This window comes from Streptomyces marispadix, from assembly GCF_022524345.1.
GTDB classification, from domain to species: Bacteria; Actinomycetota; Actinomycetes; order Streptomycetales; family Streptomycetaceae; genus Streptomyces; species Streptomyces marispadix.
In genome coordinates this window covers 5,047,077-5,060,815 of the sequence record NZ_JAKWJU010000002.1, presented here as the reverse complement: position 1 = coordinate 5,060,815, position 13,739 = coordinate 5,047,077, and the positions used below count along the sequence as shown (strand labels likewise).

The following is a 13,739-nucleotide window of genomic DNA, read 5'->3' as shown; positions in this document are numbered from 1 at the left end:
CGGGCCCCCATGGGGTGAGAACACGACGAGAGCCGGACCCGAGGTCCGGCTCTTGGTCGTGCGGTGCGCGCCCGGAGACGACGTGGGCCGGACCCACGGCTGCCCGCCGGGAGGCGTATCAGCGCAGCCGTGCCATCAGCGCATGCTCGACCAGCGTGATCAGCGCGCTCTTCGCGTCCGCACGGTGGCGCGCGTCCGTGGTGATGATCGGGGCGTCCGGGCCGATCTGGAGGGCCTCGCGCACTTCCTCGGGGGTGTAGGGCTGGTGCCCGTCGAAGCCGTTGAGCGCGATCACAAAGGGAAGGCCGGAGTTCTCGAAGTAGTCGACGGCCGGGAAGCAGTCGGCGAGACGCCGGGTGTCGACGAGGACGACGGCACCGATCGCGCCTCGCACCAGGTCGTCCCACATGAACCAGAAGCGGTCCTGACCGGGCGTACCGAACAGGTAGAGGATCAGGTCCTGGTCGAGGGTGATGCGGCCGAAGTCCATGGCCACCGTGGTGGTGGTCTTGTCGGCGGTGTGCGACAGATCGTCGATACCCGCCGACGCCGACGTCATCACGGCTTCCGTGCGCAGCGGATTGATCTCCGACACGGCACCGACGAAGGTCGTCTTGCCCACACCGAATCCGCCAGCCACCACGATCTTCGCGGAGGTGGTGGAACGGGCAGCAGCGCCGCCGCTAGAGCTTCCGAAGTCCACTGAGCACCCTTTCGAGCAGTGTCACGTCTGGCTGGCCGTCGGAGTTGGCGTCGTCGCCGCCAGGCTGGTGGATGGCGACGAGACCCGCTTCGGCCAGGTCGGCGACGAGGATACGGGCGACGCCGAGGGGAATGGTGAGAAGTGCCGAGATCTCAGCTACCGATTTGATCTCGTAGCACAGGCGGCAGATCCGCTGGTGCTCGGGCAACTGGCCCTGGAGCCTGGCGGGTTCGGCCGAGGTGTGCACCAGCGCCTCGATGGCGAGCTGGTACCGGGGACGGGTCCGTCCACCCGTCATGGCGTACGGGCGCACCAGCGGCTGCTGCTCGCTGCGCCCGCTCGGGGCGGGCTCCTTGCGCGGCTGAGGCTGCACGGGCTGGATGCGCGGCGGCGGCGACTGCTCGAACTGGCGGCGCTCGTACTCCCCGTAGCGCGAGGAGTCGTAGAGCCCCTCGTCGTAACGGGACGGCTGCCGGCGCCGCGGCGGCGGTGGCGGCTGCTGCTGCGGTGGCTGAGCCTGCCCCTGCGGCTGGTCTCCGGGCTGCTGCGGAGCGGCATGCCGGCTGGGCGTGGAGGGGAAGTTGAAACGCTTCGGCCGCCCGTTCCCATGACCGTTGCCGTACGACGACGGGCCGCCTGGGGGCATTGTCATGTCTCCTCCTCCGACTCACGGACGTGCGGGCCACACATTGTTCCGTCCTGATCCGGCGCCACCGTCAGCGGGCTCCGCACCTCCGCACTTTATGGCGCTCGGGCGCAACGCGCACTGCCTGTCTGCCGGTTGAGAACTAGTTCAGCAGGCTTCCTTGCAGTTCGGCACGGAGATCCGGGGTCAGGACCGTACCGGCGCGATCGACGAGAAGTGCCATTTCGTACCCCACGAGGCCGATGTCGGCCTCTGGGTGTGCAAGAACCGCGAGTGAGGAACCGTCCGAGATGGACATGATGAAGAGAAATCCTCGCTCCATCTCCACAACCGTCTGGTTCACGCCGCCGCCCTCGAAGATCCGGGAGGCTCCGGCTGTGAGTGAGGTCAGCCCGGACGCGACGGCCGCCAACTGGTCGGCGCGGTCGCGCGGGAAGCCCTCGGACATCGCGAGCAGAAGTCCGTCCGCGGAGACCACCACCGTGTGGGACACACCTGGGGTGTTGTCCACGAAGTTGGTGATCAACCAGTTCAGGTTCTGCGCCGCCTGGCTCATCGGGCTCACACTAACGCTCCTGATCGTAGGTGCTGCCGGGGCCGAAGCCCTGTCGGTCATTCTGGGAGGCGTCACCCGCACCGCGCCCTCGGCGAACTCCGCGATGGAGGTTGCTCAGCCTGCCGCGGACGTCCTCGGGTGCGCGGGAGACCATGGGGCCTCCCGGGGGGTTCGCTTCGGCGGTGCCCGCGACCAGGTTGGCCCTGGGCACCCGCCGGGGAAGGCCGGATGAAGTGATCCCACTGGACTGCGGATCACGCAGCCGGCCGGCCCGGCTCCAGCGCTCGTCGTTGGCGTTGCGCCAATCCTCGGAAGGTTCCGGTTGAGGCTGGTGCTGCTGGTGTTGCTCAGCCGGTCCGCCCACTTGCCGTGATCGCTTCGCCTCCCGGCGCGGCAGACCGGCGCCGGTCGTGGTGCGATAACTGCTCGGGGCGGGGCCCGGACGATCGAAGCCTACGCGGTCACGCCCATTCTCGTGAACGCCCGTACCGGATTCCGCTTCTGCGTCCGGGGAGGCGTAGGACGTACCGCCGGAGGACAACTGCTCGGCCTGCGGAGGCAGTTGGCGATCCGTCGGCTGCTGTGGCTCCCCGTAGGGAGAGAGGGGACGCGAGGGGAGGCCCGGCTGCGTACGCGGCTGTTCCGGCTCCTGTCGCCGCTGGTCGGGCTCCTGCTCACGCTGCTCCCCGGTGAAACCGGGGAACGACAGGCTGTCGGGGAAGTGCGGCCGGGACGGGAGCCCCTGCCGGCCCCCGGGCTCCCGGGAGTCGCCGCTCTGCGGGAACTGCCGTGCGCCGCCGTCCTGTTGGGCCTCCCCGGCGTCGCGGGCACCGAAGGCGTCCTGCCACGGCCGCGGTTCTCCCGTGCCGTCGGGCACCTCGCCCGGGTGGCCCGGCTCGTCGCGGCCCCCGTACTCCAGCGCCTCACGGCGTTCGTCGCGGAACTGCGCGCGCCCGGCCGGATTCACGGGACCGAGCGAGGAGAGGTCGTCGGGGACGTCGTATCCGCTGCCCCCGTAGCCGAGTTCGCCTGCGGAGCGCGGCGACGGCAACTGCCCGCGTCCGTACGCCGACTGCTCGGGCGGAGCGGGCGGCAGGGGCGCCTCCGGCATGATGCGGGAGACGGTGAAGTCCTCGTAGCCCTCTTCCTCTCCGCCGCCGCCCTGCGTGATCCCCTCGGGCAGCATGACCAGGCACGTCGTGCCGATCTGCTCGCCGGAGGGCCGTAGCTGGACGCGGATGCCGTGGCGGTCGGCGAGACGCCCGACGACGTAGAGGCCCATGCGGCGGGCCAGACTGGCGTCGACCGTCGGCGGGTTGGCGAGCTTGTGGTTGATGTCCGCGAAGTCCTCCGCGGTCAGTCCGACGCCCTTGTCGTGGATCTCGATGACGACTCGTTCGTCGGGCAGCCGGGTCGCGGTGACGTCGACCTTGGTCTGCGGGGACGAGAACGATGTCGCGTTCTCGAGGAGTTCGGCGAGGAGATGCACCAGGTCGTTGACGACCTGGCCGTGGATCTCGGTCTCGGGGATGCCGGAGAGCTCGATGCGCTCGTAGTGCTCCACCTCGGAGGAGGCCGCGCGCAGGATGTCGACCAGCGGCACGGGCTCGTTCCAGCTACGGCCCGGCTCCTCGCCGGCGAGCACGAGAAGGTTCTCGCCGTTGCGGCGCATACGGGTCGCCAGGTGATCCAGCCGGAAGAGGCTTTCGAGCTGGTCCGGGTCGGCCTCGTTGTTCTCCAGGTCGGAGATCAGGCCCAGTTGACGCTCGATGAGGCCCTGATTGCGGCTGGAGAGGTTGGTGAAGATCGCGCTGACGTTGCCGCGCAGCAGCGCCTGTTCGGCGGCGAGACGCACGGCCTCGCGGTGCACCTGGTCGAAGGCGCGGGCGACTTCGCCGATCTCGTCGGTGCTGTCGATCGGGATGGGCGCGACGCGGGTGTCGACACGTCCGGGGTCGGTACGGGAGAGCTGGTCGACGAGCATCGGCAGTCGCTGTTCGGCGATGTCGAAGGCGGCGGTACGCAGACTGCCCATGCTGCGGCTCATCGAGCGGGCCATCATGCCGGCGAGGAAGAAGGCGATCAGCAGGGCGACCAGGACGATGAGGCCGTTGATCAGGGCGTCGCGTGCGGCGTCGTCGGAGATCTGCGCCGTCTCGTCCACGGCCTTGTCGGCCAGTTCCTTCTCGACGGCACGGTAGGCGTCGAACTTGCCGGTGCTCGTCGCGAACCAGCTCTCGGGCGTGACTCCCTTGGCGGCGAGCGCCTTCTCCTTCGCACCGGAGACGATCAGGGGGATCGCCTGCTCCGTCGGCGGCGGCGGCACGAACTCCTTGCCCGCCGCGGTCGCTTCGGCCTTCGCCTTGGCCGCGCGGGTCTTGCCCTCGGCGGCTGCCTTGGCGGTCTCCTGCTTGAGCAGCTTCACGTCCGCGGGACGGCCGCCGCCGACGTACTCCTCCATGGCGATGCGTTCGAGATACGCGTAGGAGGTCAGCGCGGTGTGCTGCCGCTTGGTGTCGGCCTTGTCCGGGCCGGGACGCAGCAGCAGGTGCATGCCGATGGAACGCTCCAGCGACTGGGCGGCCTTGCCCAGGGACACCGAGTAGACGGTGCGGCCGTAGGAGGTGATGTTGCCGGTGCCGAAGCCGAGTTCGTTGGAGAACTCCATCAGCGGGTGCTGGACCTCGACGTAGCCCTCCTCGGTCTGCACGCCCCCGAGGCGCTGGCTGTAGGCGGTCGCGCGCAGGGGGCCCAGTTTGGGCTCGACCTTGCGGAAGACCGCGAGACGCCGTTTGAGGCCCGGCTTGTCCGGCATGGCCTCCGCGGCGCGGTCGAAGTCCTTCTTGGCCCGGTCGGTGACCTTGCGGGCCCGGTCCACTGCCGGATCGTTACGGCGCCCCGCCAGCAGCGGTGCCGCGGTGCGGTCGCGCTCGTCGATGATGGCGTTGCCGTAAGTGGCGGCGGCGCGGACGAGTTCGGCGGTGCGCTGTGCGTCCTCGGCCTCGTTCCAGGTGCCTATCGAGTCGTTGACGCGGAAGCCGCCGAAGACGAGGCCCACTGCCACGGGGATGAGGAGGATCGCGTAAAGCCTCGTACGCACCCGCCAGTTGCGTACCGCGAAGCGGCTTCTGCGGCCGCCCCCCGGCCCGTCGGACAGGTCGGATGTCACCGAAACCCGCGACGGCGGCGTGAAGTTGCCTCGCGACTCCACCCGGGGACCTGTCGCAGCGCCCGTCTTGCTTCGCCTCACGCGACTCCTCACCTCTTGACCCCCGGTGTCCGTAAACGACGTCCACGGGCCGGCGACGTGCCAACTCGCTACTGCTGAGTTCAGCGCATTTCAGCACGTCAGGGCGGCGTCAGCCAAACACTTCAGCGAGGCCGGTACGAGCGCCCGACAGCCCTCCGAAAAAGGGCATAGGGGGTCAAGAGGTGCGAATGGTCCAGGATTTGTGAGCAGAGTGAAGCCTTTTGCTCGCCAGCCGTGTTCACGCCGGCGTAATTCACTGTCGAAACGTTATGAACCTCAAACAGAGCTCAAGAACGCACGGGGACAGCCGGGCGGTCCGCTGCCGCCCGGCTCCGGCTCGTCGGACCCGGCTCGGGCCCCGGCTCGAACCGGCGTGCAAGCCTGGGCGATCGGGCCTGAACACCGGCCCGCACGCCAGGTCCGCGCACCGAACCTCGAACCCGCGTACCCGGCCCGCGCATTGCTCGGCCCGCGCATCGCTCAGCGCACCGGCCGGCGGCTCGACCGGCCGGGCGCCGCGCTCACTTCAGCCTGGCGAGCAGAGCGTGCTCGACGAGCGTGATCAGTGCGCTCTTCGCCTCGGCGCGATGCCGGGCGTCCGTCGTGATGATCGGGGCGTCGGGCCCGATCTGAAGTGCCTCACGTACCTCTTCGGGCGTGTAGGGCTGATGCCCGTCGAAGCCGTTCAGCGCGATGATGAACGGCAGGCCCGAGTTCTCGAAGTAGTCGACCGCAGGGAAGCAGTCCGCCAGACGCCGGGTGTCGACGAGGACCACCGCGCCGATGGCGCCACGGACCAAGTCGTCCCACATGAACCAGAAACGATCCTGCCCGGGCGTACCGAACAGGTACAGGATCAGGTCGTCGTCCAGCGTGATGCGGCCGAAGTCCATGGCCACCGTCGTGGTGGTCTTGCCGCCGGTGTGAGTCAGATCGTCGATGCCCGCGGACGCCGACGTCATCACCGCTTCCGTACGGAGCGGATTGATCTCGGAGACCGCACCGACGAAGGTCGTCTTGCCCACGCCGAAGCCGCCGGCCACCACGATCTTCGCGGAGGTCGTCGAACGGCTCGGGGCCGGGGCTCCTGCTCCGTAACCCACCATCTGGCCCGCCTGCGGGCTAGAGCTTGCGAAGTCCACTGAGCACCCTTTCGAGCAACGTCACATCTGGCGCGCCGCCGGGCTCGGAGCCGCCGCCGGGCTGGTGGATGGCCACCATTCCGGCCTCGGCGAGATCGGCGACCAGGATCCGGGCCACGCCCAGCGGTATCGCGAGCAGGGCGGAGACCTCCGCGACCGACTTGACCTCACGGCACAGGTGGCAGATGCGCTGGTGCTCCGGGAGCAGACCCTGAAGTTGGACCGGGTCGGCGCTCGTGCTCACCAGTGCTTCGATGGCGAGCTGGTACCGCGGCCTGGTTCGGCCACCCGTCATCGCATAAGGGCGCACCAGCGGCTGGTCGCCCTCACCTCCGTACGGTGCGTGCTGGTATGGGGCACCGTACGGGCCGGGCGAGGCTGGCGGGGTCATGGCTCCTCCGGACGAGGCATGAGGTCGGGGTCTGATAACGGACTGAGGTGGCTCATGTAGGGGGAGCTTTCAGATCAGTTGAGGATGCTCCCCTGAAGTTCAGCGCGTACGTCAGGGGTGAGGACGGTTCCCGCGCGGTCTACCAGTAGTGCCATCTCGTATCCGATGAGACCGATGTCAGCCTCCGGATGGGCGAGGACGGCCAGCGACGAGCCGTCGGAGATGGACATGATGAAGAGGAAGCCGCGCTCCATCTCCACCACCGTCTGGTTGACGGGGCCTCCCTCGAATATCCGGGAGGCACCCGCGGTCAGAGAGGTCAGCCCGGAAGCGACCGCCGCCAACTGGTCGGCACGGTCGCGCGGGAATCCCTCGGACATGGCCAGAAGGAGGCCGTCCGCGGAGACCACCACCGTGTGCGACACACCTGGGGTGTTGTCCACGAAGTTGGTGATCAACCAGTTCAGATTCTGCGCCGCCTGGCTCATCGGACTCAACTAACGCTCCTGCTGGTAATGGGGGCCTATGCCGCGGCCGTTCGTCGTACCGGCTTGTCGGCCCTGTTGGATGCCGCGACGGAGGTTCGTCAGCCTGCCGCGGACGTCATCGGGTGCACGCGAAACCTGGGGTCCTGCTTGTGCGGAGGACTGCTGCTGGGCGGTGCCCGCAACCAGATTGGCCCTGGGCACGCGCCGCGGCAAGCCCGAAGTCGTCACTCCTCCCGCGGCGGGCTGGCGGACCTGCTCCGCGCGGCGCCATCGCTCGTCGTTGGGCGAGGCGCCCCAGTGCGCGCCGGTCTCGCCGCCGTGCGACGAGTGCGCAGCGTGCGACGAGTTCGACGCGTGGCGCTGCGGCATCGGCGGCACGGCGGAGGCCGGCTGCCCGGGCCGCGGTGCGTGCGGGGAGGAGGGGCGCTCCGCCTCGGGCGACTCCCGCTGCGCGGGCGGCGGGGGTGCCGACGCCGAAGCACGGAACCAGTTGGACTCGATCGACTCGAAGATCGGCGTCGGTGCGTCGGCCGCCGCCGCGGCGGACCTGTCGGTATGCCGAAGTCCGGGTCGTACGAGGTCTCCTGGCCGTCCTGGGCCTGCTCGTCCTGCTGCTCACGGCCCGGCGCGGCGCCCTGGCCGCCGCTGGACGCGCCGGTGTATCCGGGGCGGGCGAACTCGCCGGTCTCGCTGGAGTCCGACTCGTCGTGACCGCGCGGACCGTCCTCGGCGGGACCGGAGGCGCTCGCCCAGCTCGGACGCGGCTGGCTCCACTCCTGCGGCCGCATGAACTGCGAGGTGTCGCTGGGCCCTCCGGGCTCGGGGCGCTTGAACTCGCCCGTGTCGGAAGGCGATTGCGGACGCGGGAACTCGCCGGTGTCCGAACCCGAGCGGGGCCGCGCGAACTGGCCCGTGTCGGAGGAGGACTGCGGGCGGGCGAACTCGCCGGTGTCCGAACCGGACTGCGGCGCCGCGTACTCGCCCGTCGACTGGCTCTCCCGCTCCCACGGGCCGGAGGAGCCGCCCCAGTCGGGACGCTCGAACTCGCCCGTGTCGGAGCCGCCTTGGCCGCCTGCCGCGCCGCCGCCCGGCAGTGCACCCGCCGGGCCGGTGCGCTGCGGAAGCGGCGGGATCTGGCGGTTCGGCCGCCCGGCACCCGGGCCCTGGCGGTCCTGTCCGCCCTTGCCCTGGCCGCTGTCTGAGAAGAAGTCAGTGGCCGGTGCGCCGCCGTCGCCCTGGCCGGAACCGGCGCCCACCGGGACGTCCGAACCGGGAAGCGCGGGCCGCGATTCGCCGCCGCCGACCTGGCGGGTGGGGAGCTTGGGCGCTCCGCCGCCGGGGCCGCCGCCAGGACCGCGCTGGAGCGCCGCCGCGAGACCGGCGCCCTTGGGGACGCTGGGGCCGCCGCCGGGACCGCCGGACGCTCCCGGCTTGCCCTTGGCGCCCTGCGGGCTCTGGGCGCCGCCCTGGGCGACGTCCACGGGAAGCATCACCAGTGCCGTCGTGCCGCCCGAGTCGGACGGGCGGAGCTGGATGCGGATGCCGTGGCGCAGCGAGAGGCGGCCGACCACGAACAGGCCCATGCGGCGGGAGACCGAGACGTCGACGGTCGGCGGGCTGGCCAGCCGCTCGTTGATCGCCGAGAGGTCCTCCGGGGAGAGGCCGATGCCGGTGTCGTGGATCTCGACCAGCACGCGGCCGTCGGGCAGTGCGTGACCGGTGACCTTGACCTTCGTCTGGGGCGAGGAGAACGACGTGGCATTCTCCAGCAGCTCTGCCAGCAGGTGCACGAGGTCGTTGACGACGCGGCCCGCGACCTCGGTCGCCGGTACGGAGTTCAGCTCGATCCGCTCGTACTGCTCCACCTCGGAGGCCGCGGCACGCAGCACGTCGACGAGGGGGACGGGCCTGGTCCAGCGGCGGCCCGGCTCCTCGCCGGCGAGGACCAGCAGGTTCTCGCCGTTGCGGCGCATGCGGGTCGCGAGGTGGTCCAGCTTGAACAGGGAGGAGAGCTGGTCCGGGTCGGCCTCGCGGGACTCCAGCTCGGAGATGAGCGAGAGCTGACGCTGGATGAGGCCCTGGCTGCGCCGCGAGAGGTTGGTGAACATCGCGTTGACGTTGCCCCGCAGCAGGGCCTGCTCGCCGGCGAGCCGGACGGCCTCGCGGTGGACGTCGTCGAACGCGGAGGCCACCTTTCCGATCTCGTCCCGGCTGTGTACGCCGACGGACTCGACGGAGGTGTCCACGTCCTGCGGCTCGGACTCCGACATCTGGCGCACCAGCTCCGGCAGCCGCTTGCGGGCGACGTCCTGAGCGGTGTCCTGGAGGCGCCGCAGCGAGCGGACCATGGAGCGGGCGACGACGAAGGCGCCGACGAGGGAGATGCCGAGGACGAGGAGGATCACGGCGCCGTTGATGAACGCCTCGCGCTGTGCGTCGGAACGCAGTTCGCGCGCCTGCTGCTCCATCTGCGACAGCAGCGTGGACTCGATCTTCCCCATCTCGTCGATCTTGGAGCGGTCCTGGTCGTACCAGTCGGGGTACGAGCGGTTCTCGCTCTTGATGCCGTCGGGGTTGTTCAGCACGCGGTCGCGGTACTTGTCCGCCAGCGTGATGTTGACGACGCCGCCGTCGAGGGGCTTCGTCAGCGCGGAGGCACGCTCCTCGCCGTAGATCTGGTTGAAGCTGCCGAGCGAGGCGCTCTCGCTCTCCGCGGCCGTCTTGGCGTACAGCCTGTCGCTCTCGGAGAGTTCGGGGCCGCCCTTGCGCGCGAGACCGGCGGAGATGATCGCGCGCTGGATGGAGGCGTACTCCTTGGCGGTGGAGAACGAGGCCAGGGCACGGGTGCTCTGGATCATCTCCGAGTTGTTCGTCGCCTGCGCCATGTCCTGGGACAGGGACAGCAGCGAATCGATGAGCTGGTTGTAGCTGTTGACCGTCTGGGAGACCGACGAGGGGTTGTCGTACGCCCGTTCACGGATGTTCTTGATCGCGGTGAGCTGCCGGGTGATGTCCAGGACGGTGGACTGCACGCCCGCCATCGACCGGTCGCTGCCGTCGATGTCGGCGGTGGCTTCCTTGAACGCCTGGAACGACTGGTCGGTCTTCTCGCGCGGGCCGACGACGGTGTCGTCCTTGGAGTCCCCGGTGGCGGTCAGCGGACCCGCCGAGCGGTCGCGCTCCTCCTGGAGCGCCGAGGCGAGTTCGGTCGCCTGCTCGGTCATCTCCGTGAGCAGCTTCATGTTGTCGAGCTGGTCGACGTTCCCGAGGGAGTCCTGAATACGCAGGGCGCCCAGGGTCGTTGCCGCGACCACGGGGAGAGCGAGCAGCGACACCAGCCGCGTACTGATGCGCCAGTTGCGCAGGGCGGCACGCGAGCCCGGCCCGGGAGGCGTCCTGAGCCGCTGCTCGGCGCCCTTGGCGTCGCTCTTCACGGCCGGACGATTCGTCGCCGCGCCGTCCTCTTCATGCACGGCGGCCGTGGGGCCGCTCTGCTGGGCGCGCTGGGGTGTGGATCCGCGGTCCGTCATTCCGCGCGGCTCCGGATCCCCCGCGCAGCGCTGCCATCCCTCTTGAAACGTCCCTGCACTAGCGTCGCAACCTCTGGACCAGGCGCCCCTCCGCTTGGGACGGCGGGACGGTATCGAGTCGTGGGGGTCCCAAGGCCCCCCGGGCGGTCGTGAAGTGACCGGCGCGCGTCCCCTTACCCGCCGCGCGGCGCTGCTCTGCGCCCCTGCGCGCCGGTTGTTTCCCGCAGCGGTCCGTGGAATTCCAGCACAGTGCAGGATCTCCAACAAGGGCTGTGGAGAACACGGGAGACCAAGTGACGCTCCGGCGTCGGTCCGTCACTTTCCGTGCAGAGCACTTACCGTGATTCCGGACTTTTCCTCCACGAGCCGCCGGCCCTTCACGCCCCAGCCTTATCAGGCGCGAGGACGTAACTTCACATCTGGCCCCGATGTCCGCTTCGGCCCTCGGAGCGGCTCATCACGTAAGTCCCTTTCGCCCCTGCTCCGGTGAGGAAACTCACACGCTCTGCGTTGTCCGTGTCACGTACGGGAAGGAAAACGCGCCCTAGCCTGGTTTACAGAACGCCGCGGAACGACAAGTCGAGCGGCAACTCAGCGGAACAGCAAGCCAATTGGAAAGTGCGAGGTGCGGTCGAGCGTGAAGACCACCCTTATCATGCGCAATACGGCCAACCCGAGCCGCACCACCCTGGCTCACCTCCAGGACGCGGACGAGTTGACCACGAGGGCCGTCGCCGAAGAAGAGGCCGAGAGCCTCGACGGCCTTCCCGCACAGACCGCGAATCCCGGGCGCACGGTCCTCGATGACGAACTCGCAGGCGAGGACGGGCTCGTGGACATGTACGCCGGCTGACGGGCCGCCGCGGCCCGAGACGCAGCACAACGGCCTCCCGTGAGTACACCGGGAGGCCGTTTCCGTTTCTCCGTGGCTCTGTGCCCTGCCGTACCTGCAAGGCCTGTCGAGCCCTGCCGGTTCTGTCAGCCCTGCCAGCTGTGCGGTGCGCGGAAGCCGCGGGCACGCTCCAGCCGGCGCCAGCGGGCCTTGCCGCTGCCCGCGCTGTGCGCGGCCGGAATCTGCGCGTGCCGGGCGGACGCGGCGGCACGGGCGAGCAACAGGGCGGTGACGGCGGCGAGTTCCTCCTCGCTGGCCTCGCCCTTCTCCACGCGGACGAGGCAACTGCCTGACGTGTCGGTTGCATTCATCGAAGTCTTCATCCCTTACTGGGTCTCTTACCGAGGGGTGGCTGCTACTGAGGGGGGTTGCCGTGCTTGCGTGAGGGCAGGTCGGCGTGCTTGCTGCGGAGCATCTGGAGGGAGCGGACGAGGACTTCACGCGTCTCGGCCGGGTCGATGACGTCGTCGACGAGGCCGCGCTCGGCCGCGTAGTACGGATGCATCAGCTCGGCCTTGTACTCCTTGACCATCCGCGCGCGCATCGCTTCCGGATCGTCGGCGGCGGCGATCTCCCGGCGGAAGATCACATTCGCCGCGCCCTCGGCGCCCATGACCGCGATCTCGTTCGTCGGCCACGCGAAGGTCAGATCCGCGCCGATGGACTGCGAGTCCATCACGATGTACGCACCGCCGTACGCCTTGCGCAGCACCACCGAGATCCGCGGCACCGTCGCGTTGCAGTAGGCGTAGAGGAGCTTGGCGCCGTGCCGGATGATCCCGCCGTGCTCCTGGTCCACACCCGGCAGGAAGCCCGGCACGTCCAGCAGCGTCACGAGCGGAATGTTGAACGCGTCGCACATCTGGACGAAGCGGGCGCCCTTCTCCGACGCCTCGATGTCCAGCACGCCCGCCAGCGACTGCGGCTGGTTGGCGATGATCCCGACGACCTGGCCGTCCATCCTGGCCAGGCAGACGATCAGGTTCGTGGCCCACCGCTCATGGATCTCCAACAGGTCCCCGTCGTCGACGAGTTCCTCGATCACCTTGTGCATGTCGTACGGGCGGTTGCCGTCTGCGGGAACCAGGTCGAGCAGTACGTCGCCGCGCCGGTCGGCCGGGTCGGTGCTCTCCTCCGCCGGTGGGTTCTCCCGGTTGTTGGACGGCAGCATCGACAGCAGGTAGCGCACCTCCTCCAGGCACGTCTGCTCGTCGTCGTAGGCGAAGTGAGCCACGCCCGATGTCGCGGCGTGCACATCCGCGCCGCCCAGGCCGTTCTGCGAGACCTGCGCGCCGGTCACCGCCTGCACCACGTCGGGGCCGGTGATGAACATCTGCGAGGTGTCGCGGACCATGAACACGAAGTCCGTCAGCGCCGGGGAGTAGGCGGCACCGCCCGCGCACGGGCCGAGCATCACCGAGATCTGCGGAATCACCCCGGACGCCTTGGTGTTGCGCTGGAAGATGCCGCCGTAACCGGCCAGCGCCGAGACGCCCTCCTGGATACGGGCACCGGCACCGTCGTTGAGCGAGATCAGCGGAGCACCGGCCGCGATGGCCATGTCCATGATCTTGTGGATCTTCGTGGCGTGCGCTTCCCCCAGCGCGCCGCCGAAGATGCGGAAGTCATGGGCGTAGACGAACACCGTCCGCCCGTGCACCAGCCCCCAGCCGGTGACGACGCCGTCGGTGTACGGCTTCTTCTCCTCCAGTCCGAAGCCCGTGGCCCGGTGCCGGCGCAGCGGCTCCACCTCACGGAACGTGCCCTCGTCCAGCAGGAGTTCGATCCGCTCCCGTACGGTCAGCTTCCCCTTGGCGTGCTGAGCCTGCGTCGCCCGCTCGCTGGGACCCTCAAGAGCCTTCTCACGCAGGGCACGCAGCTCCGCCACACGCCCCCGTGCGTCGCGGGCCTCCGGCTCCGCTGCCCCGGGCGCCGCCACGGACTCCGTGGCCTGCTGCGCCTGCTGCGACGGCTGGGTCTGATCGGTCATGTATAGACCCTACGAAACGGCGGGGTCTTTCATCCTCGTCAGATTCAGACAGTGTCCGGGCACGATTCATGGTCGCGCTGGACAGAACGGCGCCGAAGCGCAGGCTGTGGGCAGGGAAGTCTCACATGTGGGACGCACTGGGCTGTGGGGT

General features: G+C 69.5%; 11 protein-coding genes. 1 reads left to right on the top strand and 10 read right to left on the bottom strand.

Annotated features, from left to right (window positions below; genetic code table 11):
• Positions 1-118 precede the first annotated feature (118 nt).
• From MMA15_RS21200 to MMA15_RS21165, 8 genes are all read right to left on the bottom strand, one after another.
• Positions 119-703: a GTP-binding protein gene (locus tag MMA15_RS21200; protein ID WP_028435360.1), complete on the bottom strand. Its 585-nt coding sequence runs from the start codon at positions 701-703 to the stop codon at positions 119-121.
• Positions 684-1,355, bottom strand: coding sequence for a DUF742 domain-containing protein (locus MMA15_RS21195; RefSeq protein WP_241061710.1), 672 nt, complete (start codon positions 1,353-1,355; stop codon positions 684-686). The genes MMA15_RS21200 and MMA15_RS21195 overlap by 20 nt, the downstream gene beginning before the upstream one ends.
• Positions 1,356-1,491: 136 nt before the next feature.
• Positions 1,492-1,905 carry a roadblock/LC7 domain-containing protein gene (locus tag MMA15_RS21190; protein WP_241063341.1) on the bottom strand — a complete coding sequence of 138 codons (414 nt, stop codon included), beginning with the start codon at positions 1,903-1,905 and terminating at the stop codon, positions 1,492-1,494.
• A gap of 10 nt (positions 1,906-1,915) precedes the next feature.
• Complete coding sequence (locus MMA15_RS21185) at positions 1,916-5,155, bottom strand: sensor histidine kinase (RefSeq protein WP_241061709.1); 3,240 nt, start codon at positions 5,153-5,155, stop codon at positions 1,916-1,918.
• Between the two features lie 521 nt (positions 5,156-5,676).
• Positions 5,677-6,261 (bottom strand): GTP-binding protein, encoded by a 585-nt coding sequence (locus MMA15_RS21180; protein ID WP_241063340.1) that lies wholly within the window; start codon positions 6,259-6,261, stop codon positions 5,677-5,679.
• 16 nt (positions 6,262-6,277) lie between these two features.
• Entirely contained in the window at positions 6,278-6,688 is a 411-nt protein-coding gene (locus tag MMA15_RS21175) for a DUF742 domain-containing protein (protein ID WP_028435355.1), read from the bottom strand.
• Positions 6,689-6,762: 74 nt separating this feature from the next.
• Complete coding sequence (locus tag MMA15_RS21170; RefSeq protein WP_028435354.1) at positions 6,763-7,176, bottom strand: roadblock/LC7 domain-containing protein; 414 nt, start codon at positions 7,174-7,176, stop codon at positions 6,763-6,765.
• A gap of 224 nt (positions 7,177-7,400) precedes the next feature.
• Entirely contained in the window at positions 7,401-10,706 is a 3,306-nt protein-coding gene (locus MMA15_RS21165; RefSeq protein WP_308290572.1) for a nitrate- and nitrite sensing domain-containing protein, read from the bottom strand.
• A 637-nt stretch (positions 10,707-11,343) separates the two neighbouring features.
• Between MMA15_RS21165 and MMA15_RS21160 the strand changes: the two genes are divergently transcribed.
• Positions 11,344-11,559: a hypothetical protein gene (locus tag MMA15_RS21160; protein ID WP_241061708.1), complete on the top strand. Its 216-nt coding sequence runs from the start codon at positions 11,344-11,346 to the stop codon at positions 11,557-11,559.
• Between the two features lie 125 nt (positions 11,560-11,684).
• Here MMA15_RS21160 and MMA15_RS21155 read toward each other — a convergent pair whose 3' ends face one another.
• Both MMA15_RS21155 and MMA15_RS21150 read right to left on the bottom strand, forming a co-directional pair.
• Positions 11,685-11,909 (bottom strand): acyl-CoA carboxylase epsilon subunit, encoded by a 225-nt coding sequence (locus MMA15_RS21155; RefSeq protein WP_241061707.1) that lies wholly within the window; start codon positions 11,907-11,909, stop codon positions 11,685-11,687.
• 44 nt (positions 11,910-11,953) lie between these two features.
• Positions 11,954-13,588, bottom strand: a complete 1,635-nt coding sequence (locus MMA15_RS21150) for an acyl-CoA carboxylase subunit beta (protein ID WP_241061706.1) — start codon at positions 13,586-13,588, stop codon at positions 11,954-11,956.
• Positions 13,589-13,739: the final 151 nt, after the last annotated feature.

What these genes read in the sequence shown, in the direction of transcription:
- MMA15_RS21180 (WP_241063340.1), bottom strand. Translation starts at nt 6,261, where the DNA reads ATGGTGGGTTACGGAGCAGGAGCCCCGGCCCCGAGCCGTTCGACGACC.
- MMA15_RS21165 (WP_308290572.1), bottom strand. Translation starts at nt 10,706, where the DNA reads ATGACGGACCGCGGATCCACACCCCAGCGCGCCCAGCAGAGCGGCCCC.
- MMA15_RS21190 (WP_241063341.1), bottom strand. Translation starts at nt 1,905, where the DNA reads ATGAGCCAGGCGGCGCAGAACCTGAACTGGTTGATCACCAACTTCGTG.
- MMA15_RS21150 (WP_241061706.1), bottom strand. Translation starts at nt 13,588, where the DNA reads ATGACCGATCAGACCCAGCCGTCGCAGCAGGCGCAGCAGGCCACGGAG.
- MMA15_RS21175 (WP_028435355.1), bottom strand. Translation starts at nt 6,688, where the DNA reads ATGACCCCGCCAGCCTCGCCCGGCCCGTACGGTGCCCCATACCAGCAC.
- MMA15_RS21155 (WP_241061707.1), bottom strand. Translation starts at nt 11,909, where the DNA reads ATGAATGCAACCGACACGTCAGGCAGTTGCCTCGTCCGCGTGGAGAAG.
- MMA15_RS21170 (WP_028435354.1), bottom strand. Translation starts at nt 7,176, where the DNA reads ATGAGCCAGGCGGCGCAGAATCTGAACTGGTTGATCACCAACTTCGTG.
- MMA15_RS21195 (WP_241061710.1), bottom strand. Translation starts at nt 1,355, where the DNA reads ATGACAATGCCCCCAGGCGGCCCGTCGTCGTACGGCAACGGTCATGGG.